Here is a 17,265-nt window from a genome sequence, read left to right on the forward strand (position 1 = left end):
AGATGACTACATGTTGCCGGAACGGTTCGGTAATTTTAATTATTGATTATAAGGAGATAGGTTTTATATGCTATCAAAAGATAAACTTGCTCGTATTAATGCTCTTTCAAAAAAGGCAAAGGCTGAAGGTCTGACAGAATCTGAAGCGAAAGAACAGCAAGAGCTACGTCAGGAATATTTAAAAGTTTTCCGACAATCTATGACAAATCACCTTCATACGATTAAAGTTGTGGACGAAGAAGGTAAAGATGTTACGCCTAAGAAGTTAAAAGAGAGTAAAAAGAAGCGTCTTCACTAAGACGTTCTAGTAAAACTAGAGGGAGTGTTCCTTCTAGTTTTTTGTATATTTTTAATAAGGCACACAAAAACTGTAAAAGTGGAAAATTTTTTGGTTCAAGTATTGTACAAATAAGCAAATCATTAGTATGATAACATATGTACATAGTTTTGAAAGGAATGAAGAGTATGACACAACGTATTGAAGATCTTTCGATTGCAACAATTCGTACTTTATCAATCGATGCGATTGAAAAAGCAAATTCAGGTCACCCAGGTATGCCAATGGGAGCTGCTCCAATGGCATATACATTGTGGACAAAATTTATGAACATCAATCCAAAGAATCCAAACTGGTTCAACCGTGACCGCTTTGTATTATCAGCAGGACACGGATCGGCACTATTATACAGCTTGCTTCATTTAGCTGGATATGACTTATCAATTGAAGACCTTAAAAACTTCCGTCAATGGGGAAGTAAAACACCAGGTCATCCAGAGTTCGGTCATACAGCAGGTGTTGATGCAACAACTGGTCCACTAGGACAAGGTATTGCAATGGCTGTTGGTAAAGCAATGGCAGAACGTCATTTAGCTGAAACATACAACAAAGAAGGTTTAGAAATTGTAGACCACTTTACGTATGGTATTTGTGGTGACGGAGACTTAATGGAAGGTGTATCTGCTGAAGCAGCTTCATTAGCAGCACACTTAAAATTAGGACGTTTAGTTGTTTTATACGATTCAAATGATATTTCTTTAGACGGAGATTTAGATCGCTCGTTCTCTGAGAACGTAGAAGATCGTTTCAAAGCTTACGGATGGCAAGTAATCCGCGTTGAAGACGGCAATGACTTGACAGCGATTGCAAACGCAATTGAAGAAGCAAAAGGCGATTTAACACGCCCGACGCTAATTGAAGTAAAAACAACAATCGGATTTGGTTCTCCAAACCACGCGGGTACTTCTGGCGTGCACGGTTCTCCATTAGGTTCCGATGAAACAAAATTAACAAAAGAAGCTTATGCATGGACATTTGAAGAAGATTTCTATGTGCCAGAAGAAGTGTATGCTCACTTCAAAGCTACAATTGCTGAAGATGGCCAAAAGAAAGAAAACGAATGGAACGATGTATTTGCACAGTATAAAGAAAAATACCCTGAACTAGGTCGTCAATTTGAACTGGCAGTAGAAGGAAAGTTACCGGAAGGCTGGGAAGAAACGCTTCCAGCATACGAAACGGGTTCAAGCCTAGCTAGCCGTGCTTCTTCTGGAGAAGTATTAAACGCAGTAGCACAAGCTGTACCTCAATTCTTCGGCGGTTCAGCTGACTTAGCTGGCTCAAATAAAACAATGATTAAAGGTTCAGAAGACTTCACTGCAGCTGATTACAGCGGACGTAATATCTGGTTCGGTGTACGTGAATTTGCAATGGGAGCTGCATTAAACGGTATGGCTCTACACGGCGGTGTAAAAGTATTCGGAGGAACATTCTTTGTATTCTCTGATTATCTTCGCCCAGCAATTCGCTTAGCAGCTTTAATGAAGCTTCCTGTAACATATGTATTCACACATGACAGTATCGCAGTTGGAGAAGACGGCCCAACACATGAGCCAATTGAACAATTGCCATCACTTCGTGCAATGCCAGGTCTTTCAGTGGTTCGTCCTGCAGATGCAAATGAAACAGCTGCAGCATGGCGCTTGGCATTAGAATCAACTGACCGCCCAACAGCTCTTGTGTTGACTCGTCAAAATCTACCAACACTTGAAGGTACAAAAGAAAATGCATACGAAGGCGTATCTAAAGGTGCATACGTTGTATCTAAAGCTGGTAAAGACCAAGCGGATGCGTTAATACTTGCAACAGGCTCTGAAGTAAGCCTAGCAGTAGAAGCACAAAAAGCATTAGCTGCAGAAGGCATTGATGTATCTGTAGTAAGTATGCCTGCGTGGGATCGTTTCGAAGAGCAATCTGCTGAGTACAAAGAAAGTGTTATCCCTAAATCAGTGAAAAAACGTTTAGGTATTGAAATGGCTTCTACACTTGGCTGGGAACGCTATGTTGGAGACGAAGGACAAGTTCTTGGTATTAATCACTTCGGTGCATCTGCTCCTGGTGAAACAATCATGAAAGAATTTGGTTTTACAGTTGAAAATGTAGTAGCAAAAGTGAAAAGCTTGCTTAATGCATAATTCTCTTTCATAAGAAAGAGCAGACTCCTGTGGTCTGCTCTTTTTTTCGACAAAAAAACAAAGGAATTTTTTCATCGATAGACAAGCATTGCGTACACCATTCGGTATAATGGTACAAAAAAGAACGAGCCGAAAGGGAGGATGAATCGTGAGAACGTATGAAGTATATTTAATGGAGGAAGAAGTTGCATCATCCTATTTTCGAAGAGAAAAGCTCATTTATCAGCTGCTGATTGAATATAGAATGAAACGTCACTTGCAGGAAACGCACTTACAAAAACAAGTTCATTACATTACTCGCCAACTGCCCATTTCATTTATTCAACGAGAATTGCTTCAGGCGTTTTCTCATTATCCTCATTTTTTTACTCATCAAGAGACGTTTGTGCTGGAATATCCTCATAAAAAAAGTCGAGCATCTATAAAATTAACGAATCGCTGTATAACAATTGAAGGAGATGGCAATGTTGATGCTGAGACAGCTTTTTTTGAAGTATTACGCAAGCTAGATCCTTGTTTTTTAGCAGTGAATTATGGAACGGATGAATACGGCTGGCTGAGGCCTGTGAAAACAAGAAAATTTGTGTAATTATTTAAGGAAATTGGAACGGAAATATTGTATAATAGCGTATGGTCTAGTACACTGTAAGTTAGACAACACGAAGGAGGAAGTAATACCATGGGAATGTATATTCTAGTTGGTGTTCTAGCATTAATTGTTGGGATAGCGCTAGGATTTTTCATTGCTCGTAAGTATATGATGAGCTATCTGAAGAAAAATCCACCAATTAATGAACAAATGTTAAAAATGATGATGATGCAAATGGGCATGAAACCATCGCAGAAAAAAATTAACCAAATGATGAAAGCAATGAACGGCCAAATTAAATAATGGTTAATTGGACAGACACTCTCTATTCAGAAGGGTGTCTTTTGTTTTATGATAGAGATAAGAAAATGGTTGTGGGGCTAGGGGGATACGATGAAAATTTTTCGAGAGTTATGGTGGTTTTTCAAACAGGAAAAAAAGTCTTACATAACGGGGATAGCGCTGCTCATTATTGTGGCAGCATTAGAACTTCTCCCGCCTAAAATTATTGGTTTAACGGTAGATGGCATTAAAGAAGGGACGCTGAATGGAAAGCGCTTAATGCAGATGGTTGGAATTTTGCTAGGAGCTGCTGTTGTGGCCTATTTCACAAGATACATATGGCGTATTATGATATTTGGTTCATCTGTTAAACTAGCCAAGCAGCTGAGAAATACCCTCTACACTCATTTTACCAAGATGAATCAGGCCTTTTATCAACGGCGGCGAATTGGGGATTTGATGGCCCATGCAACAAACGATATTCAAGCTATTCAACAAACTGCAGGTTCGGGCGTTTTGACACTCGTGGATTCCATTGTCACAGGAGGGCTTGTTCTATGCACAATGGCCCTCACAATCAGCTGGAAATTAACGCTTATTTGCCTTATTCCTATGCCGCTTATGGCCGTTTTAACAAGTTACTATGGTACATTGCTTCATGCGCGGTTTCATCACGCACAAGCAGCATTTTCTACTTTAAATGATAAGGTTCAAGAAAGCATTAGCGGAATTAAAGTCATTAAGACGTTTGGGGAAGAAGCAGCTGATGTCGAAGAATTTCGCATCAAGTCTGCAGATGTTGTGCAAAAGAACATGAAAGTAGCCCGAGTAGATGCATTGTTTGATCCGACCATTTCGATTATTGTAGCACTTTCTTTTTTACTTGCTCTTATTTTTGGCAGCAAGATGGTTATTAGTGAAGAGTTGACACTGGGGCAGCTTGTTACCTTTACAACTTATTTGGGCCTTCTTATTTGGCCGATGCTCGCGTTTGGCTGGCTATTTAACATTGTGGAACGAGGAAGAGCATCATATGACAGGGTATTTTCTTTATTAAAAGAAGAAAATTCGATTGAAGAAGCAGCGCATCCCAGTGTTGAAATGCCGACAGGAAATATTGAAGCTGTTATTCAGAGGTTTTCGTATGGTAAAGAAAACGGATATACGTTAAACGAAATTTATTTTACACTTTCTCGCGGTCAAACGTTAGGTATTGTCGGAAAGACGGGAGCTGGGAAAACCACGCTTTTAAAGCTGCTGCTTCGTGAATTTGATGTAAGCGACGGAGCTGTTTTATGGGGAGGAAAAGACATTAAAGACTATGCTTTTGATTCATTGTACCAAAGCATTGGGTATGTTCCTCAAGATCACTTTTTGTTTTCAACAACAGTTGCTGATAATATCGCGTTTGGAAAAAGAGAAGCAAGCAATCAAGAAGTTAAAGAAGCGGCTAAAGTTGCCAATGTACATAGAGACATCCTCGATTTTACGGATGGCTATCAAACAATAGTAGGTGAAAAAGGCGTTTCGTTATCGGGTGGACAAAAACAGCGTATCTCGATTGCAAGAGCTCTTCTATTAGATCCTGAGCTTTTAATTTTAGACGACTCGCTATCAGCGGTAGATGGAAAAACGGAAGCGGGTATTTTACAAGCGCTGAAGCAGAAACGTCAAAATCGAACAACGATTATTACAGCGCATCGGCTGAGCTCGGTTACTCATGCAGACCTGATTCTTGTACTTGATAAAGGGAAAATTATTCAGCGAGGAACTCATGAGGAACTGCTTAGCGTGAGCGGCTGGTACCAGGATATGTACGATAGACAGCAGCTTGAACGTGCGGTAGAAGAAGGAGAGACGAAAAATGAAAATTGAGCATTCTTCGGTACATAAACGTCTGTTTCGCTATACAATTCCGCATAAAAAATCATTTTTTTTAGCGTTCACATTATTATTAATTGCTACGGCTGCGGATTTATTAGGGCCCATTTTGATTAAAATTTTCATTGACGATTATTTAACTCCTAAGTATTTGCCTCTTCAGCCTCTTGTGTGGCTTGCAAGCAGTTATTTGCTTTTACAGCTTTTAAAAATTTTCGTTCAATACTTTCAGCTTCTGCAGTTCCAAAAAATTGCGCTTCAAATTATTCAGCGGATTCGAATTGACGTTTTTTCTCATGTTCATCGCCTGGCTCTTCGCTTTTTTGACAACACGCCAACAGGAAGCCTGGTATCTCGAATTACAAATGACACGGAAGCCATGAAAGAAATGTTTGTGGAAGTCATCGCGGTTTTTATTCAAAATGGGGTATTTTTGGTCGGTATTTTTATAGCCATGTTTATGCTAGATGTGAAGCTGGCTTTTTATTGTTTAGTTCTTCTCCCGTTCATTTGGGGACTTATGAAGCTTTATCAGCATTACAGCGCTATTTACTACGGACAGCTTCGAGAAAAGCTAAGCCAGTTAAATGCCAAGCTTCATGAGTCTTTGCAAGGCATGTCTATTATTCAGTTATTTCGTCAAGAAAAGCGGCTGCGCTCGGAATTTGAAGAAATCAATGATGAGCATTACAAAGCGGGGATGCGCAATATTAAGTTAGATGGTTTGCTGCTAAGACCGGCAGTCGAAATTCTTTACATGTTAGCCGTTATTCTTGTGCTCAGTTATTTTGGTGTTTCCGTAGCTGACAGTCCTGTTAAAATTGGTGTTCTTTACGCGTTTATCAACTACTTGGATCGTTTTTTTGAGCCTGTTAATGAAATGATGCAGCGTCTCTCTATGTATCAGCAAGCGATGGTATCAGCCTCTCGGGTGTTTAACTTGATGGATGAAAAAGAAAAAAATCCAGTCATGACAGGAGAACAAAAGCAGGGGGTACAAAAAGGAACGGTAGAATTCAGAAACGTAACGTTTTCCTATGACGGTGTTCGAGATGTACTTTCTGATATATCGTTTACGGTAAACGAAGGAGAAACAGTGGCTTTAGTAGGCCATACGGGAAGCGGAAAAAGCTCCATCATTAATTTATTAATGCGTTTTTATGAGCAGCAAAAAGGAGACATTTTGATCGATAATAAACCGCTATCGTCTTTTTCAAATAAACAGCTTCGAGATGAGGTAGGGCTAGTGCTTCAAGATGCCTTTTTATTTGCAGATACCGTAAAACGAAATATTACGCTGCACGAAGACCATTTTTCTGATGAACAAGTAAAAGCAGCGGCGGAATTTGTGCAAGCTCATGCATTTATCGAAGCCCTTCCTAATAAGTATAATGAAGTGCTAGTCGAAAGAGGTTCCACTTTATCAAGCGGCCAGCGTCAGCTCTTAGCATTTGCAAGAACGGTCATCCGGAATCCTAAAATCCTTATTCTTGATGAAGCAACAGCACACATTGATACAGAAACAGAAGAAGCGATTCAAGAAGTGTTAAGAGATATGGGAAAAGGCCGTACAACAATTGCGATTGCCCATCGTTTATCCACTATTCAACACGCCGACTGTATTTTAGTACTGCATAAAGGAAAAATCGTCGAAAAAGGCACACATACTGAACTGCTAAACAAAGGCGGTTTGTACTATAATATGTATCAGCTTCAGCACAGTGAAAAAGAAGAGAATTTCAGCAAAGAAACAGGAGTAAAAGAGATTTATACAGAATTGATAGAGTGAAGGTAAAAAAAGAAACAACCTTCATGAAGAGGTTGTTTCTGTTGTTTGAGCAGGGAATTCATTGTAAACGTTTAATAAATGATCTAATTCTTGACTATGTTTAATAGCAGGTGGAGAGTTTAATCCACTTACTCGGACTATGCGGATGAGTTCTTCTCGTTTCTTTTCAATCGCTAATAGAATATCTTTTTTGGCCAATGCTATGTATCCCTTCTAACAAGTCGTTTACCTAATTATACAAGATAATGGTACTATTTGAAAGAAGTGAGATAAGACAATTTGGTTACAAAATGGTAACGAAAAAGAACAAAAAGAACAAAAAAGGGAAGTGGGAAATGTGGGAGATTTAAATTTGTTTTTGGCATTCGGCGCGGGGTTTTTATCGTTTATTTCACCCTGCTGTTTGCCTTTGTACCCAGCTTTTTTATCGTACATAACGGGAGTGTCAGTTAGCGAGCTAAAGGAAGGCGCTAAGTCACATCAGCGCAAAGCTTTTATTCACACAGCATTTTTTCTATTGGGGTTTTCTGTTATTTTCATTATGATTGGCTTTGCTACTTCTTTTATTGGTCAGTGGTTTTTCAACTATAAGGATTTAATTCGGCAGATTGGCGCTATTCTTATTATTTTCTTTGGTCTAGTTGTACTAGGAATTTTTAAGCCTCGAATTCTTATGCAGGAACACAAGCTTAAATTCGCAAATAAGCCGGCTGGACTCTTAGGTTCTTCTTTTATTGGTATGGCTTTTGCTGCCGGCTGGACTCCGTGTACGGGCCCTATTTTAGTATCGGTTATGGCCCTTGCAGCGACAAACCCAGGCTCCGGTCTTTTGTATATGATAGCTTATTCACTTGGGTTTTCTATTCCATTTTTTATTATGACGTTTTTTATCGGGAAAATGAACTGGTTAAAAAAACATATGAATTCCATGATGAAAGTTGGCGGATATGCAATGATTGGTATGGGATTTATTTTGTATTTTGACTGGATGACAAAAATTATTATTTATACAACGAGCGTATTTGGAGGGTTTACGGGCTTTTAAAAAGGGAAAATGATAAAAAAAAGAATCTGATAATTGGCAGATTCTTTTTATTTTTCAAAAGATAAAATAGTTACTTTTGCTCTTAGGAAATATACAAGAATATGATGTAAAAAATATATAGAAAAAATTTATTTTTACTATATCTTCTATAAATACGGAGTGATACAATGAAATCGTCATATTTTTAATTGTTAAAAAGAGGTGTATAAATTGAAAGATATTTTGTTAATCTTGCTTTTGCAACTGATCTATGTACCGATCTTGACGCTGCGCACAATTTTTTTAGTCAAAGGTATGAGTATGTATGCCTCGGTTTTTGGATTTGTTGAAGCGTTAATTTATGTATTCGGCTTATCTCTTGTATTTTCAGGAGATCAAAGCACGCTTGCTATGGTTGTATATGCAGTTGGGTTTGGAGTAGGAATTATTCTTGGAAGTTATATCGAATCTAGACTTGCTATCGGATATACAACATTCTTAGTTAACCTTATGACCAAAAATGAAGAGTTGATTAACCGCCTTCGACAAGAAGGTTTTGGTGTTACTGTTTATCAAGGAGAAGGAAGAGACAGTGCACGCTATAGATTAGACATTTTAACAAAAAGAAGTAGAGAAGAAGAGCTATTAGCATTCATTGAAGAATATGAGCCTCGTGCTTTCATTATTTCATACGAGCCGCGTAAATTTAAAGGCGGGTTCTTACTAAAAGCAATGAAAAAGCAAAAACAAAAGCAAAAAGCAAAAGCAGATATCACCTCTACTAAATAAAAACAGAAGAGATCCTCTTCTGTTTTTTTGTTGCACTTTTACTTCTGATGTTTTTTGGATTATAATATAAGTAAACACTAAACTATAGTAAAGGAAGGATTTCATTGGTTATTGCTTCAACACTTGTCGCAATTTTTATGGCTTCTTTCATATTAGTTGTTCGAATGAAAGCTGCTGATAAACCAACGAATGCAAAAAAAATTATACTCCCGCCTTTTTTTATGAGTACGGGAGCGTTAATGTTTATCTTTCCAATGTTTCGAGTAACGGGTGCAGAACTGCTTGAGGCGTTAATAGCAGGCATGATTTTCTCAATCCTGTTAATTAAAACGTCTAAATTTGAAATTCGTGACGATCATATTTACTTGAAGCGTTCAAAAGCCTTTGCATTCATTATTATTGGTTTGCTTATTATTCGAATTGCAATGAAAATATATTTAAGTTCTTCAATTGATGTTGGCCAGCTTGGCGGTATGTTCTGGATTTTAGCATTTGGTATGATTGTACCGTGGCGCATTGCTATGTACACATCGTACAAAAAGCTCGAACGAAAGCTGCATAATGATCGTCTTGCTAATACAACGATATTAAACTAAAAAAGGTGGCTACGCAGCCACCTTTTTTAGTTTAAAATAAATGCTGATAAGGGACGGCATCTATTTTTTGCTTTTTTAATGTTTTTAATAAAAATTTATGATCACGTTTAGGCGTAGCTAAAATGTATCCGCGTACGATTAAATCTTCCGTTATAGAGGCTGCTTGTTCCTCAATTGCGAGTTCCCCAATTTTTCCCGCGATTTTTTGTTTGGCTACATCGCGAAATAGTTCAGGTACTGGTTCAACAAGAACGTTTAATAGCTGCTTTTGATCCGCTGACCAAAGGTGGACGGTTTTGGAAAGATAGTGATCTTGCCAATCAAGCTCAGACATGCCGTCTTCTTTTGGTAAGCGCTTTAAAAATTTCCTGAACATAAAAAATCCGCCGATAGCAAACATGCTCATTAAAAAGACCACCCAAAATAAAATAACCCATAAAAACCAGCCCTCTAGCATATTTTTCACTCCTTTATAAAGAGGTCAATCCTAACATTACTATATTTATACATTTATTATAAAAGCCTTGTTCCTTTTATGGCAATATAAAATTCCTGTACTTTATGCGAGAGGAAAGTCTTTTTTGACTCATCAATAAGTTTATATAGACTTATTGATGAGTCAAATATCGTTAGAATTATCTAAAAATGCTTATTTTTCAGCTTTTTAAAAGTTGGCACGTTTTTTGCATATAAACTAATTGAAGAATTATTTAATATGAGAGGAAGATAAAAAATGAGTCAAACTTTTAGCAAAGTAGCAACAAATTTACCGGGAGAAAATGCAAAGCAATTATTAGATAGAAGACACCGTGCCATTCCGAAAGGTGTAAGTTATGGCATTCCGACATTTGCTGATACGGCTGAAGGGGCGATCGTTAAAGATGTCGATGGCAATACGTTTATTGATTTCGTAGGCGCAATTGGCACAATCAATGTAGGGCACAGTCATCCAAAAGTAAAAGAAGCGCTTCACAAACAAGTAGACCGTTTTATTCACACGGGATTTAACGTAATGATGTATGAGTCATACGTAGAGCTTGCAGAAAGATTAGCAGCAATTGCACCGGGTGAATTTGACAAGAAAGTATTACTTTTAAATAGCGGAGCAGAAGCTGTAGAAAACGCAGTGAAAATTGCTCGTAAATATACAAAGCGCCAAGGAATTATTTCCTTTAACCGCGGTTTCCATGGTCGTACATTAATGACAATGACAATGACAAGTAAAGTAAAACCATATAAATATGAATTTGGACCGTTTGCTCCTGAAGTATACAAAGCTCCATATCCTTATGAGTATCGCCGTCCACAAGGGTTATCAGTTGAAGCATACGAAGATTTCATGATTACAGAATTCAAAAACTTCTTAAATACAGAAGTAGCACCGGAAACGATTGCAGCTGTTGTCATGGAGCCGATTCAAGGTGAAGGTGGTTTCATTGTTCCAGGTAAACGTTTTGTGCAAGAAGTGTATCAATTATGTAAAGAGCACGGAATTTTATTTGTATCAGATGAAATTCAAGCAGGATTTGCACGTACAGGCCGTTACTTCGGTATTGAACATTTTGACGTTGAGCCTGATTTAATTACGGTATCAAAATCACTAGGAGCTGGCGTACCAATCAGCGGTGTCATTGGCCGTGCTGAAATCATGGATGAATCTAATCCTGGTGAGCTTGGCGGAACGTATTGCGGAAGTCCTCTTGGATGTGAAGCAGCTTTAGCTGTACTTGATATCATTGAAGAAGAAAAGCTAAATGAACGCGGTGAGTACCTTGGAAAAGTGGTAACATCACGATTTGAAAAACTAGCAGAAAAATATGACTGTATCGGTGATATTCGCGGATTAGGAGCGATGTCTGCGATTGAGCTTGTGAAAGACCGTGAAACAAAAGAAGCAGACAAAGAGCTTACACAGCGCATCGTGAAAGAAGCAAACAACCGTGGATTATTACTGCTTAGTGCAGGAGTATTTGGAAACGTTCTTCGTATCTTAATGCCGATTGTTATTACAGATGAGCAGCTGGAAGAAGGCTTAGCTATTTTTGAAGCAGCACTAGAAGCAAGCGTACAGCTAACGGTTGAAGTGTAAGTGGAATTGAGGCATGAGTGAAGAGAGAACTCTTCACTCATTCTTCATGAATCACAAAGAATGGGTATGTTTGGACACTCTATTTATAGATTTTTCATTTTCTGATAAAATAAAATAATAATTATTTTTTGACGAAAAGGTGATTCAAATGACCATTCATAAAAAGCATATTCAGCAAATTAACGACGAACTTTACGATATATTTGAGTCATCATTTGATGAAATCTTCGTAACTGATGCAAATGGATATGTGTTAGTTGTAAATTCAGAGTGTGAAAAAAACTATGCTTTGAAAGTGGAAGATTTTATTGGAAAGCACGTAAAAGAACTGCAGGAAATGGGTATTTTTTATCCTTCGGCCACGCTAAAAGTGATTGAATCTAATCAAGCAATTGAATTGGTTCAAAAAACAAACTCCGGCCGGTATCTTCACGTGCGGACAAGGCCGGTATTTACAAACGACGGGCATTTAAAAAGCGTTATTAGCTATTCTCGGGATCTCACAGACTTAATGGAATTAAAACGAAAAGTAGAAGAGATGGAAGAACAGCTTGAAAACTATAAAAAAGAATTAAACGAAGCCGTGGATTTAGAAGGCATCGTGACAAAAAGTGAAGCGATGAAAAAAGTTTTTTCAACCATTCAACGAGTTGCTTCTGTAAATACAACCGTTCTTTTACTTGGAGAAACAGGGGTAGGAAAAAGCAGAGTGGCAAAACTGCTTCACCAGCTTAGTACAAGAAAACAGCAACCGTATCATGAGCTTAATTGTGCAGCGCTTCCTGAACAGCTTATTGAATCAGAGCTATTTGGCTATGAAGGCGGTACGTTCACTGGAGCATTTCGAGAAGGGAAAAAAGGGATCATTGAGCTTTCAAACGAAGGCACGCTTTTTCTAGATGAGATTGGTGAACTTTCTCTTTCAGCACAAAGTAAGTTGCTCCACGTGCTGCAAGACCGTACAATTCGTCCCGTGGGCTCAACAAGAGCAGTATCAATAGACGTACGAATTATTGCTGCTACGAATCAAAATCTAGAACAAATGGTGGAAGAAGGAAAGTTTAGACGTGATTTGTACTATCGACTTAATGTAGTGCCGATTACCATTCCTCCTTTACGAGAGCGAAAAGAAGATATTCTGCCGCTTGTCTATCAGTTTCTTCACCATTTTAATACGGTATACGAACGTAATGTACGTTTATCACCAAAGGCGTTAGATGCGTTTTTAGGACAAGAATGGAAAGGAAACGTTCGTGAAGTGGAAAATATCATTGAGCGTCTGGTGGTTACAGGGGAAGAAATGATTACGCTTAAAGATTTGCCTTTTGCAAAAGAGTTTGCTATCGATCCACCTGTGCATACGCTTCCTGAAATGATTGAACATGTGGAAAAAGAGATGGTCATAAAGGCGTTTGAACAGCATAGGTCGTCTTACAAAGTAGCAGAACAGCTTGGTATTAGCCAATCGCAAGCCAGTCGTAAAATTCGAAAGTACGTTTCGGACAGCACAGAATATTGAGTAGATAAATTTAAGCAGGGAGTGAAGAAATATGAAGCAAGCAAACTTATATATTAACGGAGAATTTGTTTCAGCAAATGATACATATGAAGTGGTAAATCCAGCAACAAATGAAGTAGTGGCTGCTGTTGCAAAAGGTGGAGAAAAAGAAGCGAAGCTAGCAGCAGATGCTGCCTATGAAGCGTTTCAAACATGGTCTAAAAAAACAGCAGAAGAGCGCGGTAAATTATTATTTAAATGGCATCAGCTGATCGAAGAACACACGGATGAACTTGCTGAAATAATGACAGTTGAGCAAGGTAAGCCTCTTAAAGAAGCAAAAGGTGAAATTGGCTATGCCAACGGATTTGTTTCATGGTACGCAGAAGAAGGCAAGCGCATTTACGGAGAAACAATTCCAGCTTCTTCTCCTAATAAACGATTATTTGCTCATAAGCAGCCTGTGGGAGTCATGGCAGCTATTACGCCTTGGAACTTCCCGGCAGCTATGATTACGCGTAAAGTAGCGCCAGCTTTAGCAGCTGGATGTACAGCGGTTATTAAACCCGCAGAACAAACGCCACTAACGGCTCTTCGACTAGCAGAGCTTGCACAAGAAGCGGGTATTCCAAAAGGCGTAATTAATGTAGTTACGGGAGATGCAAAAGCGATTGGAGAAGCGTGGCTTCAAGATGGACGTGTACGTAAACTATCGTTTACGGGCTCTACAGAAGTAGGTAAACTGTTAATGCGCGGAGCAGCTGATACGGTTAAAAAAGTGTCTTTAGAGTTAGGCGGACACGCTCCGTTTATCGTAACAGCAAATGCTGATTTAGATAAAGCAGTAACAAATGCAATTGCTTCTAAATTCCGCAACGCTGGTCAAACATGCGTATGTACAAACCGCATCTACGTGCACGAGTCTATTGCTAAACCGTTCGCAGAGCAGTTTGCAGCGGCTGTTAGTCAGCTGAAAGTCGGAAACGGCTTAGAAGAAGGTACGGATATCGGACCTTTAATCGATGAAAAAGCGTTAGCAAAAGTAAAGCGCCACTTAGATGATGTTGTAGCAAAAGGCGGAAACGTCTTAACTGGAGGGGCTGTACGCGAAGAGGGAAGCGGACTGTTTGTTGAACCTACGGTTGTAGATGGCGCAACGGACGATATGCTTTGTATGTACGAGGAAACATTCGGGCCAATTGCTCCAATTGCGACGTATCAAACAGAAGAAGAAGTTATTCGCCGTGCAAATAACTCGCCTTACGGATTAGCAGCCTATGTGTTCACTGAAAATATTTCAGAAGCTATTCGTATTGCTGAAGCTTTAGAATATGGTATTGTAGGGCTAAATGATGGACTACCTTCTACACCACAAGCGCCGTTTGGCGGCTTTAAAGAAAGTGGACTTGGACGTGAAGGCGGACATTATGGAATTGAAGAATATTTAGAAGTGAAATATATTTCTTTAGGCTTTTAACAAAAAGTGATTTCGCTTTCCTGCGAAATCACTTTTTTAGTAATAGTACACGTGGGGAATTTGTGCATGTATGGATTGGAAATTCATAAATAAAAAACAAAATTCTTCTAGAGTACAGCATTCGAGATCTTCGCAATCGTGAGAGTTAAAAAAATCTTCAAGTATAGCTGCCTCCACGTCTTTAAATAACCAGTGATGTTCAACATCCTCGAAATTGCCGTGATAAACCTCACTTAACCCATAGAAGTCGAATATATCTTCCAGCTGCTTCTGTTGCATAGCCATCCCTCCTCTTCCTAGTATAAGAAAAAGAAAGAGATATTAAACAAGCCGTCATACTACTTTGTTTTTTTTTATAAAATCTCGTATAGTTAATAGTAATGACAAGCAAAGGAGTTTCGGTATGTTTACATATATCACGTTATTTGGTTTTCTTGGATTCGCTGTGTATTCGAGTACGTGGATTTATTCTATTGTCAAAAAAGATGGAAGAGCAAAGAAAAATGGAAAGGGTACTCTTATTAGTTTTCTTGTGATGCTTATCGGGTTAGTCGGTCTGCAGCTTACGTAATCATAGATTATTTTGACATTTTTACCACCTTCACTTATAGTTAACGTTGGGCGAACGTATGTGTGATTTTGATCACAGTGCTTGCCTTAAGTTGAAAAAGAAAGAAGGTGGCATATTTGAGATATCACACACATATTGCAACATCGATTGCTGCCGGTGCCGGCGTGGCTATAACAGGAGACGCTTCGTTTACATTTCCTTATGTTGTAGGCATCGCGATTGGAGCACTGCTTCCTGATATTGATGAACCAAATTCATATATTGGTAGAAGATCTCTTGGTCTCGCAAAAATAATTAAATCTATTTTTGGACACCGAGGTATTACGCATTCTATTCTTGCAAGCGGACTTATTTTTTATTTACATACGATGTATGACAACGACTTTACATTAGGAATAGCCTATGGATACGCTTTTCATATTCTTGGAGATTTCTTTTCTAAACGAGGGGTACCTTTTTTCTCACCTCTTAGCAAGAAGAAGTTTAAGCCTCCTTTAACATATGAAACAGGCAGCGGAGCAGAGACTCTTATCTTTTACCTGGCAGTGATAGGAAGTTTCTATATGCTTTATAAGTATCAGCTGTACAGCCAGCTGTTTTAAAGGAAAAAGAGGCTGGGATAAAAGTATGTTAGCCAAGATAAATGACGAACTATTGATCAAAATATTTGATTGGTGGTTCGTTTTTTATTGGAATGGTGAACGTAGGTCTTATCTGTTTAGTTGCTTCTAGCAGTTGATTGGAGGGCAAGGCGAAGACTCCTGCGGGAAAAGCGGCCTAGATGAGACCCCGCAGGAGTCTAGCGACGAGGAGGCTATCGGCCGCCCGCGTAAAGCGAAACCTTGTACGGATATCAGCAGCGGTGTAAAAGGCCATTTATACTAGAGCATTTATCTAATTCGTTCGTCTTTAAATGGAAGTGATTTAGTTATGTCTCAGCCTCTCTTTTAGGCTTCCACTACGTAAAGTTCAGTCGTTTTCATAGGAAGGGTAATGGTAATACTTGTGCCATCATTTTTTTCACTGGATACATGAAAAAAACCATTATGTTCGTTAATAATTTTGTTGCAAATTGTTAGTCCCAGGCCTATTCCTCGTTCTTTTGTTGTATAAAAAGGCTCTCCTATATGAGGGATACGCTTTGAATCAATTCCACATCCATTGTCTTTTATCACAATGCACAGCGTTTCTCTAGCTGATTTTTCAATCGATACCGCCAGCTTGCCGCCGCTTTCCATCGAATCAAGGGCATTTTGTATAATATGAATAAATACTTGGGTTAGCTGTGTTTTTTGCCCACTAACGAGCAGAGGATGTTCTTTTGGATAATGACGAAAGATGTGGATGTTTTTAACTCCAGTAGCCAGTTCAAATTGCTTTAATACCTCATCTAACAAGTCGGTAATAACAAGGTTGTCTGTATATACGTATTCTTGTTTAGCTAAACTCATAAACTCTGTGATGATATGTTCAATTTGTGAAAGTTCATGCTGAATGAGATCTCGATAAATCATTGTTTTCTTCGGCTGCTGTGTCTCACTGAACAGTTGTATAAATCCTTTAATGGTTGTCAAAGGATTTCTAACCTCGTGTGCGATACTTGCAGCAAGGTGACCAATGACAGAAAGTTTTTCTGAATTTCGGATCTTTTTCTCTGCTTGTCTTTTTTCTGTTACGTCTCGTGAGACAAATACAAACCCTTCGATTTCTCCAGTGGATGTGATAATTGGAGCGCCTTTACATTCTAATAAAACGATGGTGCCGTTCACATGAAACTTTCGGTATTCAAATGTAGAGGCGTCTTTTGTTTTGCTCATGTTAGCTAAAATAGTCGAGATTATGTGTTTGTCTTCGGGATACGCATTGATAAGCACATGTTGTCCAATAAGTTCATCAGGATAAACGCCTAACGTTTTAGCGTAAGAAGGAGAAGCATATTCATAAATGCCACCTTCAGTAAGAGCACATACTAAATCATGGGTATGAGATAAAATAGCTTGATGCTTTGGTTCATTGTTATCCGTAATGATTCGATCTTTTAATGGATAAAAAAGCTGATCTTCTTGATTGATGAAGGTGTGCCGAACTTGAGTACCGCACATTCTGCAAAAATTATAATCTTCCTTATAGTTACAAGAAGGACAAACGGGCATCGAATCACTCCAATCAGATCTATGCAATGAGAGAGTTCCCCAGCATATATAATCA

General features: G+C 38.7%; 19 protein-coding genes. 15 read left to right on the forward strand and 4 right to left on the reverse strand.

The features are described from left to right. Positions 1-67 precede the first annotated feature (67 nt). From AC1DEF_RS04095 to AC1DEF_RS04120, 6 genes are all read left to right on the forward strand, one after another. Positions 68-298, forward strand: coding sequence for a DUF896 domain-containing protein (locus AC1DEF_RS04095; RefSeq protein ID WP_013058775.1), 231 nt, complete (start codon positions 68-70; stop codon positions 296-298). Positions 299-465: 167 nt separating this feature from the next. Further along, a complete protein-coding gene (tkt, locus tag AC1DEF_RS04100; RefSeq protein ID WP_013058774.1) occupies positions 466-2,472 on the forward strand; it encodes a transketolase in 2,007 nt (668 codons plus the stop codon). Positions 2,473-2,620: 148 nt separating this feature from the next. Next, positions 2,621-3,061, forward strand: a complete 441-nt coding sequence (gene sirA, locus AC1DEF_RS04105) for a sporulation inhibitor of replication protein SirA (protein WP_013084721.1) — start codon at positions 2,621-2,623, stop codon at positions 3,059-3,061. A gap of 90 nt (positions 3,062-3,151) precedes the next feature. Further along, the gene (locus AC1DEF_RS04110; RefSeq protein ID WP_013058772.1) at positions 3,152-3,364 is read left to right on the forward strand and encodes a YneF family protein; all 213 of its coding nucleotides are present in this window, start codon (positions 3,152-3,154) and stop codon (positions 3,362-3,364) included. Positions 3,365-3,454: 90 nt separating this feature from the next. Continuing rightward, positions 3,455-5,218 (forward strand): ABC transporter transmembrane domain-containing protein, encoded by a 1,764-nt coding sequence (locus tag AC1DEF_RS04115; protein WP_097824478.1) that lies wholly within the window; start codon positions 3,455-3,457, stop codon positions 5,216-5,218. After that, positions 5,208-7,013 (forward strand): ABC transporter ATP-binding protein, encoded by a 1,806-nt coding sequence (locus AC1DEF_RS04120; RefSeq protein ID WP_097824477.1) that lies wholly within the window; start codon positions 5,208-5,210, stop codon positions 7,011-7,013. Before AC1DEF_RS04115 ends, AC1DEF_RS04120 begins: the two co-directional genes overlap by 11 nt. Positions 7,014-7,034: 21 nt before the next feature. Here the strand turns inward: AC1DEF_RS04120 and AC1DEF_RS04125 are convergent, their stop codons facing one another. Beyond that, on the reverse strand, positions 7,035-7,211 hold the full coding sequence (locus AC1DEF_RS04125; protein ID WP_013084718.1) for an aspartyl-phosphate phosphatase Spo0E family protein: 177 nt from the start codon (positions 7,209-7,211) through the stop codon (positions 7,035-7,037). Between the two features lie 139 nt (positions 7,212-7,350). Here AC1DEF_RS04125 and AC1DEF_RS04130 point away from each other — a divergent pair, with 139 nt between their 5' ends. The 3 genes from AC1DEF_RS04130 to AC1DEF_RS04140 all read left to right on the forward strand — a co-directional run bounded on the left by AC1DEF_RS04130 (position 7,351) and on the right by AC1DEF_RS04140 (position 9,422). Continuing rightward, positions 7,351-8,058 (forward strand): cytochrome c biogenesis CcdA family protein, encoded by a 708-nt coding sequence (locus AC1DEF_RS04130; protein ID WP_034649306.1) that lies wholly within the window; start codon positions 7,351-7,353, stop codon positions 8,056-8,058. 210 nt (positions 8,059-8,268) lie between these two features. Next, positions 8,269-8,826, forward strand: a complete 558-nt coding sequence (locus tag AC1DEF_RS04135) for a DUF2179 domain-containing protein (RefSeq protein WP_013058767.1) — start codon at positions 8,269-8,271, stop codon at positions 8,824-8,826. A 104-nt stretch (positions 8,827-8,930) separates the two neighbouring features. After that, positions 8,931-9,422: a CcdC family protein gene (locus tag AC1DEF_RS04140; protein ID WP_013058766.1), complete on the forward strand. Its 492-nt coding sequence runs from the start codon at positions 8,931-8,933 to the stop codon at positions 9,420-9,422. 31 nt (positions 9,423-9,453) lie between these two features. Here the strand turns inward: AC1DEF_RS04140 and AC1DEF_RS04145 are convergent, their stop codons facing one another. Continuing rightward, on the reverse strand, positions 9,454-9,879 hold the full coding sequence (locus AC1DEF_RS04145) for a DUF2621 domain-containing protein (RefSeq protein ID WP_013058765.1): 426 nt from the start codon (positions 9,877-9,879) through the stop codon (positions 9,454-9,456). A gap of 276 nt (positions 9,880-10,155) precedes the next feature. On the opposite strand from AC1DEF_RS04145, the gene gabT reads away from it, so the two are divergent. The 3 genes from gabT to AC1DEF_RS04160 all read left to right on the forward strand — a co-directional run bounded on the left by gabT (position 10,156) and on the right by AC1DEF_RS04160 (position 14,486). Further along, positions 10,156-11,511 carry a 4-aminobutyrate--2-oxoglutarate transaminase gene (gene gabT, locus AC1DEF_RS04150; protein ID WP_097824476.1) on the forward strand — a complete coding sequence of 452 codons (1,356 nt, stop codon included), beginning with the start codon at positions 10,156-10,158 and terminating at the stop codon, positions 11,509-11,511. Positions 11,512-11,659: 148 nt separating this feature from the next. After that, entirely contained in the window at positions 11,660-13,030 is a 1,371-nt protein-coding gene (locus AC1DEF_RS04155; protein WP_034649314.1) for a sigma-54 interaction domain-containing protein, read from the forward strand. A gap of 31 nt (positions 13,031-13,061) precedes the next feature. Continuing rightward, positions 13,062-14,486 (forward strand): NAD-dependent succinate-semialdehyde dehydrogenase, encoded by a 1,425-nt coding sequence (locus tag AC1DEF_RS04160; protein WP_075419434.1) that lies wholly within the window; start codon positions 13,062-13,064, stop codon positions 14,484-14,486. A gap of 36 nt (positions 14,487-14,522) precedes the next feature. Here the strand turns inward: AC1DEF_RS04160 and AC1DEF_RS04165 are convergent, their stop codons facing one another. Next, positions 14,523-14,765 carry a hypothetical protein gene (locus AC1DEF_RS04165; RefSeq protein ID WP_043976583.1) on the reverse strand — a complete coding sequence of 81 codons (243 nt, stop codon included), beginning with the start codon at positions 14,763-14,765 and terminating at the stop codon, positions 14,523-14,525. Positions 14,766-14,889: 124 nt separating this feature from the next. Between AC1DEF_RS04165 and AC1DEF_RS04170 the strand changes: the two genes are divergently transcribed. From AC1DEF_RS04170 to AC1DEF_RS04180, 3 genes are all read left to right on the forward strand, one after another. Next, a complete protein-coding gene (locus tag AC1DEF_RS04170) occupies positions 14,890-15,057 on the forward strand; it encodes a hypothetical protein (protein ID WP_014458527.1) in 168 nt (55 codons plus the stop codon). A gap of 107 nt (positions 15,058-15,164) precedes the next feature. Beyond that, entirely contained in the window at positions 15,165-15,659 is a 495-nt protein-coding gene (locus AC1DEF_RS04175; protein ID WP_230183202.1) for a metal-dependent hydrolase, read from the forward strand. A gap of 133 nt (positions 15,660-15,792) precedes the next feature. Beyond that, on the forward strand, positions 15,793-15,942 hold the full coding sequence (locus AC1DEF_RS04180; RefSeq protein ID WP_176521301.1) for a hypothetical protein: 150 nt from the start codon (positions 15,793-15,795) through the stop codon (positions 15,940-15,942). Between the two features lie 62 nt (positions 15,943-16,004). Here the strand turns inward: AC1DEF_RS04180 and AC1DEF_RS04185 are convergent, their stop codons facing one another. Continuing rightward, a complete protein-coding gene (locus AC1DEF_RS04185; protein ID WP_255255770.1) occupies positions 16,005-17,237 on the reverse strand; it encodes an ATP-binding protein in 1,233 nt (410 codons plus the stop codon). Between the last annotated feature and the right edge of the window lie 28 nt (positions 17,238-17,265).

This window comes from Priestia sp. 10L35 (genome assembly GCF_056395685.1).